Genomic DNA, 15,098 nt, shown 5'->3' with positions numbered 1-15,098 from the left:
CAGTCTTAGCAAGTATCAGTTGTCAGTTCACCCACTACTTTTTGGGGTTAATTTTTTTGGGCTTTATTTGACTTGACCAGAGGGGGGTCGCAGGCGCACGGATTTTCCATTATCTATATAATATCATGTCAAGCCCTAGTTAGCAAGAGAAAATTTTTTAATTGGGAGCGAAAGATCGAAGGACGAAAAATCAGTACATCTATACCGAAATATTTTCAGAATGATAACGATTCTCACCGACTGTGATAAGATCAGAATCATAATCAGACTCAGTTAATCCGATGGGTAAAAATTTCCAGTTAACAGCGATCGCTTTAACGCTGACTATAGCCAGCTTAACAGCTTGTAGTGGTCCTTCGGTCAAGGAAGAGGAAGCAAAGACACCCTTACAGGTGACAGTGAGTATCGTACCGCAGGAATATTTCGTCAAAAGCATCGGCGGTGATAGAGTCAGTGTTAATGCCATGATTCAACCTGGGACAGATCCCCACACCTATGAACCAAAACCCGAACAATTAAAAACCACAGCCCAATCGCAAGCCTACTTTAAAATCGGTGTATCCTTAGAAGATGCTTGGAAAGATCGCTTAAACAGTGTTAACCAACAGATGTTAATCGTCGATACCAGTCAAGGAGTAGATAAAATCCCTTTGACAGCAGAACATGATCACGATCACGCTAAGGAAGAAAAACATCAGGCTGGAAAAAACACCCTAGATCCCCATATTTGGTTATCACCAAAACGAGTCAAAGCACAAGCAGAGACTATTTATCAAACCCTAGCACAACTCGATCCCGGTCAGGAAGCTATCTATCGGGCTAACTTGGAAAAATTCAGTCAGGAATTAGACGCATTAGATCAAGAAATTCGGCAAAACTTGGCAGGGATTAAAAACAAAAAGTTTATGGTGTTTCATCCCGAATGGGGCTATTTTGCCCAAGATTACGGTTTAGAGATGATTGCGATCCAAATCGAAGGCAATGAACCCAGTGCTGCCCAGTTAAGTCAACTAATCAAACAGGCAAAAAAAGAGAATATTAAAGTTATTTTTGCTCAACCAGAATTTAGCCAGAAAAGTGCCGAAACTATTGCTAGGGAAATTGGGGGACAGGTAATCCTTATCAGTGCCTTTGCTCAAAATTGGAGTGAAAACCTGCGACAAGTTTCCCAAAAAATGGCCACAGTTTTAAATCAGTAATTGCTTGTATATGTCAACGATCATTACCATTAGTAATCTCTGGGCCGGCTACGAACAGGAACCCATCCTCGAAGATATTAATTTAACCATTGAAGAATTGGATTTTCTGGGAATTATCGGCCCGAATGGAGGGGGAAAAACTACCCTTCTCAAGGTTTTACTGGGATTAATTAAACCTTGGCGGGGAGAAGTCAGTATTTTGGGGCAAAGTGTCCAAAAAGGTCGGGAATTAGTCGGTTATGTGCCTCAGTTTGTCGAATGCGATCGCTCATTTCCCATTACTGTGGGTGAGGTAGTGAAAATGGGGAGATTGAGCAGCAAAAAACTCTGGCAAGGCTATAGTAAAAAAGATGAGGTAAGGGTAGATAAAGCTTTAGATAGTGTGGGAATGTTAGCGTTGAAAAAAAGGTCGATTGCTGAACTTTCGGGAGGACAGCGCCAACGGGTTTATATCGCTCGCGCTTTAGCGGTAGAACCCCGTCTCTTGATTTTAGATGAACCCACTGCCAGTGTCGATCCCCAAATGCGTGCTAGTATTTTTTCCCTGTTGCAAGAATTGAATGAGTGGATGACCATTTTAATTATTTCCCATGATCTGGGAACCCTATCTACCTATGTTAAATCGATCGGTTGTCTCAATCGTCGTCTCTATTATCACGGCCAAAAATCTCTCACTGCCGCTATGTTAGAGCAAGTGTATTGTTAAAAGTTTTCTCCCTTTCTACTGTCAAAACCCTTGACAAATCCCCGCACTTGACATATACTCGTATATATAATAGGAATCCGTGCCTGCCTGCAAACCCTCTTTTTTTAGGTTAGATAAGCGTCAAGAAAATAAAAACCTAATACCTGACCAGCGCTAAAGACTTATACGAACAAGACTATCTTGCTTGGTTAGAAGAAACGGCCAAACAACTGCGACAAAGACAGACAGATGTATTGGATTGGGGAACCAACAGAGACAAAAATTATTATTATTAGTTGTAAATTTCATTATGACTAGGCTCAATGTAATCGCTGTTATTTTGTTGATTAAACTTTAAAATTGTCATTGCTGGAACGCCAAGGGCGATCGCACTGCAAGGTCAGAGATCCGTCTATGTTGTAAAATTGATCTGTAAAAGGATGTAAAATCTGATGAACTTAAAACCCAAAATCAAATCAAAATTACTACTACAAACAAGTTATTTGTCTAAGTTATCCGTTCTGATGGTCATAGGTTTTTGTTACGCTATAATTGCCGTCAAAATCTTAGTGTATGATAAAGCTAGTGTCTACGCATTGCCAATCACGATAGATTTAAAGGAAAATAACAAGAAACAAAACACATCAGAAAGACCTCGGTTAGTCTTAACAAGGAATAATAGGGTTGCAGAATATGAAGGTGTCTTAATTGCACCAGGCAACGGACAACAAAATTATGATGTTGTTGATATAGATACTAGAGATTTCACAGAAGGAGGAACTTTAAGAATAGATGTTCAAGTTGGTTCTGGTAAAAGTAATGCGTCTTTTGACATTTTTCCCCAAGATGCGGTTGTCCCTATTGCTGGAAGGCCAACAGAAAGTATTGCCGGTTCTTATGATGTTTCGAGAAATTCAGGTACATCACTAACTTATCAATTTGATAGAGGTGAAATTTTCCAATTTGGGGCGACTGGTAATTGGTTTAGTGAAAAAGGCAGTCGTAATAGTTATAGGATGAAAGCTTATGTTATTCCTAAACAACGTTATTAAGATATTAACGTAGTGCGATCGCTGATCTTGTAGCGCGATCGCTTTTTGGGGAGGAGAAGGGGCGATCGTTTTTGGGGATGAGAAGAGGCGATCGTTTTTTGAGAAGGAGGGGCGATCGTTTACAATAGGGGGCAAACTTTTAGAAAGCAACCTTTATTACTATTCTTACTCATGCCCACTCTATCAAGCTTCTATGGAATAAAAATCACCATGAACTATAACGATCACAATCCGCCTCATATCCATGCCGAGTATCAAGATTATGAAGCAGTTATAATGATTCACACAGGTGAAGTTTGTGGTCAAATGCCCAAAAGAGGACTAAATTTAATATGGGAGTGGCTTGATCTACACCAATCTGAACTATTGGAGAACTGGGAAAATGCGCGTCAAAGAAAACCTCTTAACAGAATCGATCCCCTTCCCTAAAAAGGAGCTATTTCTTCATGTTATCTGTGTGGAATATCTGGATAAGTATCAACTAAAGCTAACCTTTAATAATGGAATAGAAGGGATTGTAGATTTAGAACAAGAATTGTATGGAGAAATCTTTGAACCCTTAAAAGATAAAAGCTTATTTCAAAAAGTATATGTAAATAGTCGGACAATAGAATGGCCAAACGGAGCAGACTTTGCCCCTGAATTTTTATTTGAAATTGCTCTCGACAAGCAACCGGTTAGTATGGTCGGTGATCCTGTAGGGTACGCTAATGAAATGTAACGGACCAAATTGTTTTTTTAACAATAATTATCTGATTTGCGATTATTTTGGACTTTAGTGCGATCAGGTTTTCTTCTCATGGTGTGATCGCTTTTTGATGAAGAGGGGCGATTGCTAATTGCCGTCTTGACTGAAAAAATAGTTACTTAACGCGCTTTTTTGCTACGCTAACACATCCTACCGTGCGATCATGGGACTTGAGATAAGCGCGATCGCTGCTCTTGTAGGTTGGGTTGAGGTGACAAAACCCAACATTGCCTTTATTTCTTACCTTAATTTTTGGGGTTTTACTTCGTTCAAACCGACCTACAGTGCGATTATTTGCTTTAAATTTTTGCTAAATCCAGGCTCTTCGGGACTTGGTATGGTTCGATAGGGGGGCATAAATCGACTCAATCCTTATCTGGCAAGATATTTAATTGATTAGTTCGCTCCAGAACGCCAACAATTGACAAAAATTGCGGCAATGTCTGTCTCTATAAAGGTTTCATTCCTTATAACCCCGTCCATTGCATAAGACAAACCGAAGAACCCGAAATCCTCGTGAACTTTATTTTAAGTCACCATGCCGAAGAAAAAATTATTCAACGCCAAATCTCTTTAAAAATATTGCAGGACATCCTCAATAATCCTGAGCAAATTTTAGAAGAAGATGGACTCAAAGTTTATCAAGGTACGTTTGTCGCCATTAACAATAAAACTTATCTTCTGAGAATTTACATTAATGACTTAGTTGAGCCTCAAAAAATTGTTACACTATATGTAACCAGTAAACTTAGAAAATATAGGCAGCTATCAAATGAAAGGTAAATATGATGCTGAAGTTGACGTTTTAACAATTACCTGGCATGACACACCCGTAGAAGAAAGTGAGGCAATCAGTCCGGGGGTTATTCTTGACTATGATCAAGCAGGTAATGTAATCGGGATTGAAATTCTTAATGCTTCTCGAAAAATCGAGAATTTTTCTCCGAATGTGCAGGTAGCTATTTCTTCTCGATAAAGGTGATCGCTGATCCTGTAGTGCGATCGCTGATTTTGTAAGTTGGGTTGAGGTGACGAAACCCAACATTGCTTTTATTTCTTACCTTAATTTTTTGGGTTTCACTTCTACATTTTATTCCATACCAATATCACTATCAAAGATCAGCTTTTCTGAAGCTCCCCACATCTGATCATAAATTCCTTCTTCAACATAACGGTGAAAACTGGAATATTGCCAATCTTTCGGAGCGTTTACTAATCCATGATGCACGGTATTCGAGATGATTAACAAAATCTCAATAAAAAACCCTTGACAAATCCCCGCACTTGACAGATACTTATATATATAATGGGAATCCGTGCCTGCCTGCGAACCCTCTTTTTTTAGGTCAAATAAGCGTCAAAAAAATAAAAACCTAATACCTGACCGGCGCTAAAGAGGATAGGGTATGACAAATAAAGACTTATACGAACAAGACTATCCTGCTTGGTTAGAAGAAACGGCCAAACAACTGCGACAAAGACAGACAGATGTATTAGATTGGGAACATCTCGAAGAAGAAATCGAAGCGCTGGGGAATGAACAGAGACATAAAGTAGATAGTTATCTCCTAAAATTACTCATTCATCTGCTTCTTTACCAATACTGGCCGGAGGAAAGACAAAGATGTGCGCGGGGATGGCAGGACGAAATCGGTAACTTTCGGGTGGAATTAGAACTTTTATTGGAGTCGAAAACCCTTTATAACTATTTTTTAACCAGAATCGCCGTTATTTACCCCAAAGCAGTGAAGCGAGTCCGACAAAAAAGCCAATTACCGGCCGCTATCTTTGCTGAAAGCTGCCCCTATAGTCCCGAACAAATCCTCGATTCCGATTTTCTCCCCTGAAATTCTGGCAGATTTTTTCAAAAAAATCCTTGACAAATCCCCGCACTTGACAGATACTTATATATATAATGGGAATCCGTGCCTGCCTGCGAACCCTCTTTTTTTAGGTCAAATAAGCGTCAAAAAAATAAAAACCCGATACCTGACCAATACCAAAGACTTATAAGAACAAGACTATCTTGCTTGGTTAGAAGAAACGGCCCAACAACTGCGACAAAGACAGACAGATGTATTAGATTGGGAACATCTCGAAGAAGAAATCGAAGCGCTGGGGAATGAACAGAGACATAAAGTAGATAGTTATCTCCTACAATTGCTCATTCATCTGCTCCTCTACCAATACTGGCCGGAGGAACGAGAAAGATGTGCGCGGGGATGGCAGGACGAAATCGGTAACTTTCGGGTGGAATTAGAACTTTTATTGGAGTCAAAAACCCTTTATAACTATTTTTTAACCAGAATCGCCGTTATTTACCCCAAAGCAGTGAAGCGAGTCCGACAAAAAAGCCAATTACCGGCCGCTATCTTTGCCGAAAGCTGCCCCTATAGTCCCGAACAAATCCTCGATTCCGATTTTCTCCCCTAAAATTCTGGCAGATTTTTTCAAAAAAATCCTTGACAAATCCCCGCACTTGACAGATACTTATATATATAATGGGAATCCGTGCCTGCCTGCGAACCCTCTTTTTTTAGGTCAAATAAGCTTCAAAAAAATAAAAACCCGATACCTGACCAATACCAAAGACTTATAAGAACAAGACTATCTTGCTTGGTTAGAAGAAACGGCCCAACAACTGCGACAAAGACGGACAGATGTATTAGATTGGGGAACCAACAGAGACATAAAGTAGATAGTTATCCCCTGCAATTACTCATTCATCTGCTTCTCTACCAATACCGGCCAATGTCTTCCCCACCGGCCAAATTCTGGTAGATTTTTTCCCAAAAAACCCTTGACAAATCCCCGCACTTGACAGACACTTATATATAGAATGGGAATCCGTGCCTGCCTGCAAACCCTCTTTTTTCAGGTTAGATAAGCGTCAAAAAAATAAAAACCTGATAACCGATCCCTAACTACCTATAAGCTTTTCATCCAATCACTAATCAACTGGTTAACCTCTGTGGGAATTTCATCGTGGGGACAATGACCGGCAGTTAGATAATATTCTGTGAGAGAAGGATAGTATTGACGGAATTTGGCCCCGCGTTCCCTAGTATTCATCCAAGGATCCCCCTCACCCCATAACATCAACAGGGGACAACTTAACTTTTGCAGGAGAATATCCACATTTTCCCCCCGGGGAGATTTAAACACAGAAGCAAAAACTTTGGCTGCTCCCGCATCCAGGGAAGGACGACGGATATCTTCTATTAACTGCTCAGTAATGGCACTGCGATCGAGATATACTTTCTCTAGGGTTTTGCGGATAGTTTTGGGTTGACGGGTATAGAGAAATAAGAGATAACTGGCCCAAGGTTGCAGCAGCATTGATCGCAGTAGTTTTTGTGCTAAATTAGGCTGACGATTGTTTTCTGTATCGCTAAAGGGACCGGCACTATTGAGGAGAATTAATCCCCGAACATTCTCAGAATGATTAGCAGCTACACAGAGAGAAGCGTAACCCCCCAGAGAATTACCCGCTAAAACCGTCGGTTGCCCCACAACTTCCTTGATAAAATCATTTAATTGTTGCTGCCAAAGATTGCCACTATAGACAAGATCCGGTTTAGCTGATCTACCAAATCCTAACAGATCGATCGCCCATACCTCCCATTCTGAGGCTAAACCTTGCACATTTTTTCGCCAATGGTCGGTGGAAGCGCCAAAACCGTGGACTAATAGTAACGGGGGTTTTCCCGCGACTCTAGTACCCGCTTGCACATAGTGTATAGAACTTCCTTGCCATTGCCAATTTTGCCTTGTCGTCAGGGCAGCTGTATTCATCGGCTGTTTTGTTAAGTAATGTGAATAATTCTTAGTCTAACCGATTGGGAAACTGGAGACAAAGCTAGAGATTTTTAGCCAAACCCCTTGACTGAAAAGGGAACTTGACATATGCTTATATATAGAGTGGAAATCCGTGCCTGCCTGCAAACCCTTCATTTTTGGGCAAATAACCCTAAAAAACACTCTCAAAAAAATCTTGAGCAGGATTAGTCTGCCGGTATGGGTGGCTAACCCTAGAGAATTACTCCTAAATAACAGCTATGAAGATTTTGACGATTTTACGGGGATTAATCGACGAAAATCCCTTAAGTCAGGCGGATCTAGAAGATTTACTAGAGATCGAATCCTTAAATTTTAGGGAGACTAACCCTCTCATCCTACAGGAAAGGGCGGAACTACTAATGATTCTCTGGCCGCGAGTCTGGCAAAAATGTCAGGAGTTAGGGATAAATCAGCCAAATCAGATTTTGATCAGCTGTTGGCGCTTTTGGATTCCTTGGGCGCTACAGCTACGCAGCCACGCAAAACCGTTGATTCAAGGCATTTTGGCCCCTCAAGGCACGGGAAAGACCACCTTAACATCCATAATGTCGATTATTTTAGCCTATTTTGATTTAAAAGTAAATAATCTCTCTTTAGATGATATTTATAAGACCTATAATGAGCGAATAAAATTGCGTCAAAAGGATGAAAGATTGCGCTGGCGTGGTCCACCGGGTACTCATGATATAGCATTAGGAATTAAAGTTTTAGAACAGGTTTGTCAGCAAGAAAGTCCGATTTTAATCCCGCGTTTTGACAAGTCCCTGCATCGAGGACAAGGAGATAGAATTGCAGCGGAACAAGTGGAACGAGTTGATATTCTTTTTTTCGAGGGTTGGTTTGTGGGCATGAATCCAGTAGAAGAAACAGTCTTTGATCATGCCCCCGATCCGATTAATAGCGAAGAAGACCGACAATTCGCCAGGGATAATAATCAAAGATTGCGAGAATATCTACCCCTCTGGTCAAAAATCGATCGCTTACTGATTCTTTATCCCCTTGACTACCGTTACAGTTTACAATGGCGACAGGCAGCCGAAACAAAAGGAGGTATGACCCCATCAGAAATCGAGGAATTTGTCAAGTATTTTTGGAAAAGTTTACATCCGCAATTATTTCTCCCACCCCTGCTCAAACAAGCAGAGCTAGTGGTAGAGATTAATCGGGATCATAGTCTGGGAAAAATCAGTTATCAGTGAGCAGTAGGCAAGAGGCAAGAGGCAAGAGGCAAAAGAAAGAATCTGGCAATTCTCCTACCCAAAAAGAAGGTTAGAAACTAAGTCCATAAAATCTTCTAGCTTAACAAATTAGGTTTTAGATTCCGTCGAGTTAAAAGAAAGCTCCGAACTTGTCACTTAACAGACTGATAAGTAGTCGTGCAAAATTAATTTCCTAGTGAAGATAGGCAAGAGGCAAGAGGCAAGAGGCAAGAGCGGGGTTAGATATGTGTAATTAATTTTGCTTAGGTACTTAACTCCCATCTAATAACTGATAACTGATAACTGATAACTGATAACTGATAAAGCTTATGATTGAAGTCGAACATCTGAGTAAAATTTATGGTTCTACCACGGCAATCAGTGACGTGGATTTTACCGTAGAAAAAGGAGAAATTCTCGGTTTTTTGGGACCAAATGGAGCCGGAAAAACCACGACTATGAGGATTTTATCTGGTTATATTCCTGCCACAACGGGAACAGCAAGGATAGCAGGATACGATGTACATAAACAATCCTTAGAAGTGCGTCGTCGCATTGGTTATCTTCCTGAAAATCCCCCCTTGTATCCAGAGATGACCGTGGAAAGTTTTCTTGATTTTGTGGCACGGATTAAAGGCATCTCATCGGGGGATAGAAAAGCGCGGGTAGATTTAGTGTTAGGCAAATGTCAGTTACTAGAAAAAAGAAAAGTTATTATCCGCAAGTTATCCAAAGGTTATAAACAGCGTGTGGGAATTGCCCAAGCGATTGTACACGATCCACCGGTAATTATTTTAGATGAACCGACGGTAGGATTGGATCCGAAACAGATTATCGAGGTAAGAAATCTGATTAAAAGTTTAGCGGGAGAACATACAATTATTCTCTCCACTCATATTTTACCAGAAGTGAGTATTACCTGCGATCGAGCGACAATTATTAATCGGGGTCGCATCGTGGCCAATAATATTACTACCGCTACCCCTGCTGGTTCCAGTTATGAAATTGAGATCGAAGGTGATAGGGATTCCCTGCTAGAAATCCTGCAACAAATACCCCAAGTCGAACAAGCAGCAAAAGTCGGCGATAACCTGCTCAAAATTGTTGGTCAAGTGGGAACAAACCTAGGGGCAGAACTTGCTAGAATAGTTGTCAACAATGGTTATAACCTATTAGAAATGCGTCGCACCCGTAAAACCCTAGAAGATATCTTTCTGGAAGTAATCGGCAGCGGGGAAAGTAACCAGCAAGAGGAGAGACATGATCAATAATATCTGGGCGATTTTTCGCAAGGAATTTCAAAGCTATTTTACCGCCGCCAATGCCTATATCATTATGGGGATATTTTGGTTAGTAGCGGGATTTTTCTTTAACTCCCTTCTCTACGGCATTATTCTCGATGTTAGTATCCAGGAACAATCGGGATTTCTGGTAGCCAGAGATACGGTATCTGAATTTATGACCACTTTCATCGGCATTATTTTATCCTCTTTATTGTTGGTAATTTTGCCAGCCCTGTCTATGGGATTATACGCAGAGGAAAAAAAACAGGGAACCCTAGAACTTTTAGCCACTTCCCCCCTGACTAATTGGAGTATAGCCATCGGTAAATTATTGGGAGTGCTGGCCTTTTTTACCGTGATGATTACCCCCCTCTGGATTTACGAAATAGTGGTTTTTAGTACCGCAGTTCCCCCAGTAAATATAGCCAGTATTTTACTAGCTCATCTAGGATTAATTTTACTGGCAGCGGCCATCCTAGCCATCGGGATGTTTATATCTTCCCTCACCAATAGTTCTATCCTTGCTTACATCATCACCTTTATCACCATCTTATTTATCTGGATACTGGATGTAATTGCTAACAATGCCGAAACCTTCTTTCGAGATCGCATCGGAGGAGAAGTGGGAGAACAGATCGGATTTTTCCTGAAAGAATTACTATCCCATCTATCTTGGTATCAACCCTTTAACAATTTCGTGCGGGGAATTTTTGACAGTAGTAGTTTAGTCATCCTCCTCAGTTATATTCTGCTGGGAATCTTCCTAACTACTCAAGCGATCGAAGCGGACCGTTATCAAAGAAACTAACTATGAGATCCTGGCAAAAATACGGTAAATTTCTCTATATACCCGCCCTATTTCTGGGTAGTGCCGGCTTAACCGTGGGGTTAATCTCCGGTCAATGGTCATCCCTCTCTCTGGGGTTATTAATTGCCGGAGCTATTTTGTTTCTAGGGTGGCTGTTGTTATTAGTAATCACTTCCAAAGACTTTTGGCAAAAAAGAAGTACCCGCACCGGCACTCAAACCCTCATTACTACTATTATTGTCCTCAGCGTTATTGGTTTAATTAACTTTCTCGCCCTCCGTTATCCCTATCGAGTTGATTTAACCGAAAACCAAATCTTTAGTTTATCCCCCCAAACCGAAAGACTATTAACCAATCTGTCAAAACCCGTCAAAGTCTGGATTTTTTCAACCCGGGGAATCAGTGGCAACGAAGAGGAACTTTTAGCCAATTATCAACGCAAAAACCCCCAATTTCAGTACGAGATAGTTAATCCCGAGAAAAAACCCAATATTGTCCAAGAATTTAAAAAACTAGCTGATGATAATCTGTCTAGAGTCTATCTACAGTATGGTGACAAAAAACAACCTCTAAAAACTATTAGTGAAGAGGAAAGTCTCACCGAAGCGAAACTGAGTAACGCCATCGAAACCGCTAAAACCGATCGCACTTTAACCGCTTACTTTCTGCAAGGTCATGGAGAAAATGCCATCAAAGAACCTCAAGGGGGTTTAGGACAAGCAGTCAATAGTTTAGAAGCAAAAGGTTATCAAGTAGAACCACTTAATCTAGTGGAACGTTCCACCATTCCCAATAATGCCGATGTCATTATTATTGCCAGTCCCAAAAGAAAAATATTTCCCCAGGAAGTCACCGCTTTAAAAAACTATCTTGAGCAAGGGGGCAAAATTTTATTAATGATTGACCCCCAAACCGAAACCGGATTAGAACCCTTATTAACCCCTTGGGGTGTGAAACTGGATAATCGGATTATTATTGATGCTTCCGGTGCCGGGGAAATTATCGGTTTAGGTCCGGCTAGTCCCATTATTACCAATTACGGCAATCATCCGATTACTCGCGATTTTGCCAACGGTATTTCTATCTTTCCCTTTGCTCGTCCTATCGCTACCGTTCCCATCGAAGGAATTGAAGCCGTATCTTTAATGATTACTAATGATAAAATGTGGGCTGAGAGTGATTTAAATGATCAGAATCTCCAGTTTAACCCTGAAAAAGATTTAGCTGGTCCCTTTGATCTAGGAGTTGCCCTGACGGGAAAAAAAGGTAAATTAATCGTGATTGGTAATGCCAGCTTTGCCAGCGATGGACTGTTTGAACAACAGTTAAACGGAGATATATTTTTAAATTCTGTGCAGTGGTTAGCCAGTGGTGAAACAGCCACCTTATCTATCCGGGCCAAGGAACCAGAAAATAGAAGAATTAATTTAAATCCCCTGCAAGCTAACGCTATTTTTTGGATAGCGATGGTAGTGATGCCTTTAGTAGGATTTACCCTAGCTGGATTGACTTGGTGGCAACGTCGTTAATCGAGTTAGAATCTAGAAAAATCATCTCTCTTATTCCCCTAACTGCCATGACCACAACCCAAACTATCCCCCAATTGTTGACTTTTGATGACTATATTAATCAATATCCCGATGATGGACAACAATACGAATTAATCGCAGGAAAATTATTGGCCATGATGCGACCGATCGGAAAACACGAAGAAATTGGCGGTTTTATGACCATCGAGTTAGGATTGGAGATTAGAAGACGGCAATTGCCCTATTTTATCCCCAATACTGCGGCAGTAAAACCCCTTCGCCCCCATACAGGTTATCTACCCGATATTATTGTCTTAGACAGAGAAAATCTAGTTAACGATCCCTATTGGGAAACCGCTTCCTCAATTTCTCTGGCAACATCAGCTAAATTAATTATTGAAATTGTCAGTTCCAATTGGCGAGATGATTATCTGAAAAAATTCGACGACTACGAACAATTAGGAATTGCCGAATATTGGATTATCGATTATTTAGCCAAAGGTTCGGCCCGATATATCGGCAGCCCCAAAGAACCCACCATTTCTATCTATCAATTAATCGATGGAGAATATCAAGGTAATTTATTTAAACAGGATCAACGTCTTATTTCAGGGATTTTTCCAGAGTTAAACCTCACTGCTAATCAAATTTTTTGTGCTAGAGCTTAAAGAAAAACCCGTATTTTTAGATTGGACTTATGGTAAAAATCAAAAACTTACCTGAGAGTAAGGAGTCAGGAGCTTATAATAGAAAACAACTCAAGATCGGAGAAATCAATCAATGTTTGCCACAATAGAAGATAAACAAGCTCTTTCCCTCGAAGTATTTCTTGCCCTTCCAGAAACTAAGCCTGCTAGGGAATATTATCATGGAATTGTCACTCAAAAACCTATGCCCAAAGGAAAACACAGCATCTTACAATTTGAGTTAGCCTCTGCCATTAATCAACAGACTAAACCTCAAAAATTAGCTTATGCTCTACCTGAATTGCGTTGTACTTTTGCAGAACGTTCAATTGTGCCAGATATTGCGGTGATTCGTTGGGAGAATTTGCCAAGAGATCTAGATGGAGAAATGGCCGATCAATTTTTACGTTATCCCGATTGGATTATTGAAATTATGTCTCCTGAACAATCTGTTACCTTAGGGATGGAAAAGATTATTTTCTGTTTACAACAAGGAACAGAATTAGGTTGGTTGATTGATCCTTCAGCCAAGTCAGTCACCGTTTTTCAAACAGGATTACCGAAAGTACATATTGCAACTGAAGGAAATAATGAGCCTTTAGCAGTGATTAAAGGATTAGAACGTTGGTCAATATCAGCAGTGGATATTTTTGCTTGGCTAAAGGTTTAATTTGTTCTGTCAGCATCCTTTGGTTTATCAGTTTATTCCAGAAGAGTAAAGTTGTCAAAGTTATACGGATGTGGACTCATTATGAATAACCCCTCTTATTTATTTTATACTGGTAACATTAATGATTGATTTGGATTGTAAAAATTAGGAACATGAAAGGCTTATGGTATAAGACTTTTGCCTTCCGCAAAGCGGTATAAATCCCCTCAAGATAACATAAAAATACGATATAAATACCCCCTCAACTGACTGAATGAAGGGGGTATTTGTGGTATTTTTAGAAGCAATTTAGCCTACTTTTGTGGTTTCTTTTTCGGTGGATTGGGAGGGTTTTAGTTTAGGTTTGAGTATCTCGATTATTCTAAATTTCGCTTTTTCCAGTAATCAGGTTTACGTTTTCCATGTGCGATCGCAACTACCCAGATAAATGCTTCAAATTCTACATAAAAGATGATGTAAGGAAAACGGCGAATGAGATAACGGCGCATCCCTTCGATAGTATGGGCTGTTCCCAGATTAGGGTTAATTTTAATTTTTTCGAGAGCTTGTTCAATTTCAGATAGTAAATCTAGCCCTAATCCTATCTTTTGCTTCTCATAATATTGAATAGCATTGTCAAGTTCTCGTCTTGCTTCACTGTGAATAATAACAGGTTTCACGAATATTTCTCTCGTAATTCCAATAATACTTTATCCGATGGTTCACCCTTGGCTGTTCCAGCATAAATTTCGGCTAATCTTTGAGTTAATTCTCTATCCCAAGCATCTAAAACATTGTCATCTACACCTTCATCTAAGGAATGGATGAGAAAGTAAGCCAGTTCAGCGCGATCTTGCACAGAAAGTTGAGCAAGTTCTATTTTGAGGGTTTCTGCTGTTTTAGTCATCTTGAAAGCATCTATAACCAGTCATCTTAGATTGTAGCAGCTCTCGGCTTGCAAGATAAACCATCCTCCTTAAAATCATGGGAATTGAGAGAGTTATGCCAAAAATACCCCCTCAACTGACTAAATGAAGGGGCATTCATGGTATTTTTAGAAGCAATTTAGCCTACTTTTGTGGTTTCTTTTTCGGTAGATTTGGAGGGTTTTAGTTTGCGCTTCACGGTTGAAGCTGCGCCGAGAGTGCCGAGGGCGAGGAAACCGAGGGTTGAGGAAGGTTCGGGAGTATGTACTCCCGTTAACGTTACTGTTAAAGAATCAGTGGCTTTTGTGTATGTCCAGTGTAGTCGATAAAAGTCGTGATGTTTAGGCGGATGCAAAACATCCGACCCAACGGAGTCACTTAGAGAATTACAGAGAATGATTGATCCTATAATAATGGGAAAATCCTCAGAGTGAGGAACTCGCATGAAACCAGCATCCCTGATTCAACTAACCGATAGTCTGAAAGCCCTTTAT

At 40.3% G+C, this 15,098-nt stretch carries 17 protein-coding genes and 4 pseudogenes; 17 read left to right on the top strand and 4 right to left on the bottom strand.

The window, feature by feature from the left end; translation table 11 throughout:
- Positions 1-281 precede the first annotated feature (281 nt).
- From H6G48_RS02590 to H6G48_RS27080, 11 genes and pseudogenes are all read left to right on the top strand, one after another.
- Positions 282-1,199 (top strand): metal ABC transporter solute-binding protein, Zn/Mn family, encoded by a 918-nt coding sequence (locus tag H6G48_RS02590; RefSeq protein ID WP_190718756.1) that lies wholly within the window; start codon positions 282-284, stop codon positions 1,197-1,199.
- A gap of 10 nt (positions 1,200-1,209) precedes the next feature.
- Complete coding sequence (locus tag H6G48_RS02585; RefSeq protein WP_190718752.1) at positions 1,210-1,905, top strand: metal ABC transporter ATP-binding protein; 696 nt, start codon at positions 1,210-1,212, stop codon at positions 1,903-1,905.
- A gap of 143 nt (positions 1,906-2,048) precedes the next feature.
- A pseudogene (locus tag H6G48_RS26745) lies at positions 2,049-2,147 on the top strand (DUF29 family protein); the annotation flags it as partial.
- A 189-nt stretch (positions 2,148-2,336) separates the two neighbouring features.
- Positions 2,337-2,936, top strand: a complete 600-nt coding sequence (locus H6G48_RS02575; RefSeq protein WP_242034505.1) for a hypothetical protein — start codon at positions 2,337-2,339, stop codon at positions 2,934-2,936.
- A 171-nt stretch (positions 2,937-3,107) separates the two neighbouring features.
- A complete protein-coding gene (locus tag H6G48_RS02570) occupies positions 3,108-3,365 on the top strand; it encodes a DUF4160 domain-containing protein (protein ID WP_002792623.1) in 258 nt (85 codons plus the stop codon).
- A complete protein-coding gene (locus H6G48_RS02565; RefSeq protein ID WP_002737024.1) occupies positions 3,319-3,657 on the top strand; it encodes a DUF2442 domain-containing protein in 339 nt (112 codons plus the stop codon). Before H6G48_RS02570 ends, H6G48_RS02565 begins: the two co-directional genes overlap by 47 nt.
- A 543-nt stretch (positions 3,658-4,200) precedes the next feature.
- The gene (locus H6G48_RS02560) at positions 4,201-4,467 is read left to right on the top strand and encodes a DUF4258 domain-containing protein (RefSeq protein WP_190718749.1); all 267 of its coding nucleotides are present in this window, start codon (positions 4,201-4,203) and stop codon (positions 4,465-4,467) included.
- The gene (locus H6G48_RS02555; RefSeq protein ID WP_190718746.1) at positions 4,457-4,660 is read left to right on the top strand and encodes a DUF2283 domain-containing protein; all 204 of its coding nucleotides are present in this window, start codon (positions 4,457-4,459) and stop codon (positions 4,658-4,660) included. Before H6G48_RS02560 ends, H6G48_RS02555 begins: the two co-directional genes overlap by 11 nt.
- 430 nt (positions 4,661-5,090) lie before the next feature.
- On the top strand, positions 5,091-5,531 hold the full coding sequence (locus H6G48_RS02550) for a DUF29 domain-containing protein (RefSeq protein WP_190718743.1): 441 nt from the start codon (positions 5,091-5,093) through the stop codon (positions 5,529-5,531).
- A gap of 142 nt (positions 5,532-5,673) precedes the next feature.
- A pseudogene (locus tag H6G48_RS02545) lies at positions 5,674-6,117 on the top strand (DUF29 domain-containing protein).
- A 142-nt stretch (positions 6,118-6,259) separates the two neighbouring features.
- Positions 6,260-6,435: pseudogene (locus tag H6G48_RS27080) on the top strand (DUF29 family protein); the annotation flags it as partial.
- A 177-nt stretch (positions 6,436-6,612) separates the two neighbouring features.
- Here the strand turns inward: H6G48_RS27080 and H6G48_RS02535 are convergent.
- The gene (locus tag H6G48_RS02535; protein WP_190718740.1) at positions 6,613-7,479 is read right to left on the bottom strand and encodes an alpha/beta fold hydrolase; all 867 of its coding nucleotides are present in this window, start codon (positions 7,477-7,479) and stop codon (positions 6,613-6,615) included.
- Between the two features lie 263 nt (positions 7,480-7,742).
- On the opposite strand from H6G48_RS02535, the gene H6G48_RS02530 reads away from it, so the two are divergent.
- The 6 genes from H6G48_RS02530 to H6G48_RS02505 all read left to right on the top strand — a co-directional run bounded on the left by H6G48_RS02530 (position 7,743) and on the right by H6G48_RS02505 (position 13,699).
- Positions 7,743-8,723, top strand: coding sequence for an ABC transporter ATP-binding protein (locus tag H6G48_RS02530; RefSeq protein ID WP_190718737.1), 981 nt, complete (start codon positions 7,743-7,745; stop codon positions 8,721-8,723).
- 329 nt (positions 8,724-9,052) lie between these two features.
- Positions 9,053-9,994 carry an ABC transporter ATP-binding protein gene (locus tag H6G48_RS02525; RefSeq protein ID WP_190718733.1) on the top strand — a complete coding sequence of 314 codons (942 nt, stop codon included), beginning with the start codon at positions 9,053-9,055 and terminating at the stop codon, positions 9,992-9,994.
- The gene (locus tag H6G48_RS02520) at positions 9,984-10,814 is read left to right on the top strand and encodes an ABC transporter permease (protein ID WP_190718731.1); all 831 of its coding nucleotides are present in this window, start codon (positions 9,984-9,986) and stop codon (positions 10,812-10,814) included. Before H6G48_RS02525 ends, H6G48_RS02520 begins: the two co-directional genes overlap by 11 nt.
- Before the next feature lie 2 nt (positions 10,815-10,816).
- A complete protein-coding gene (locus H6G48_RS02515; protein WP_002757413.1) occupies positions 10,817-12,343 on the top strand; it encodes a GldG family protein in 1,527 nt (508 codons plus the stop codon).
- A 47-nt stretch (positions 12,344-12,390) separates the two neighbouring features.
- Complete coding sequence (locus H6G48_RS02510) at positions 12,391-13,011, top strand: Uma2 family endonuclease (RefSeq protein WP_079208955.1); 621 nt, start codon at positions 12,391-12,393, stop codon at positions 13,009-13,011.
- Between the two features lie 112 nt (positions 13,012-13,123).
- The gene (locus H6G48_RS02505) at positions 13,124-13,699 is read left to right on the top strand and encodes a Uma2 family endonuclease (protein ID WP_002798432.1); all 576 of its coding nucleotides are present in this window, start codon (positions 13,124-13,126) and stop codon (positions 13,697-13,699) included.
- 356 nt (positions 13,700-14,055) lie between these two features.
- Here H6G48_RS02505 and H6G48_RS02500 read toward each other — a convergent pair whose 3' ends face one another.
- The 3 genes and pseudogenes from H6G48_RS02500 to H6G48_RS02490 all read right to left on the bottom strand — a co-directional run.
- On the bottom strand, positions 14,056-14,358 hold the full coding sequence (locus H6G48_RS02500; protein WP_002798430.1) for a type II toxin-antitoxin system RelE/ParE family toxin: 303 nt from the start codon (positions 14,356-14,358) through the stop codon (positions 14,056-14,058).
- Positions 14,355-14,585, bottom strand: a complete 231-nt coding sequence (locus tag H6G48_RS02495) for an addiction module protein (protein WP_147068726.1) — start codon at positions 14,583-14,585, stop codon at positions 14,355-14,357. Before H6G48_RS02495 ends, H6G48_RS02500 begins: the two co-directional genes overlap by 4 nt.
- Before the next feature lie 158 nt (positions 14,586-14,743).
- Positions 14,744-14,872: pseudogene (locus H6G48_RS02490) on the bottom strand (PEP-CTERM sorting domain-containing protein); the annotation flags it as partial.
- Positions 14,873-15,098: the final 226 nt, after the last annotated feature.

This window comes from Microcystis flos-aquae FACHB-1344, from assembly GCF_014698375.1.
GTDB lineage: Bacteria > Cyanobacteriota > Cyanobacteriia > Cyanobacteriales > Microcystaceae > Microcystis > Microcystis aeruginosa.
The sequence above is the reverse complement of the archived record's forward strand: the minus strand, read 5'-3'. Positions and strand labels throughout refer to the sequence as shown.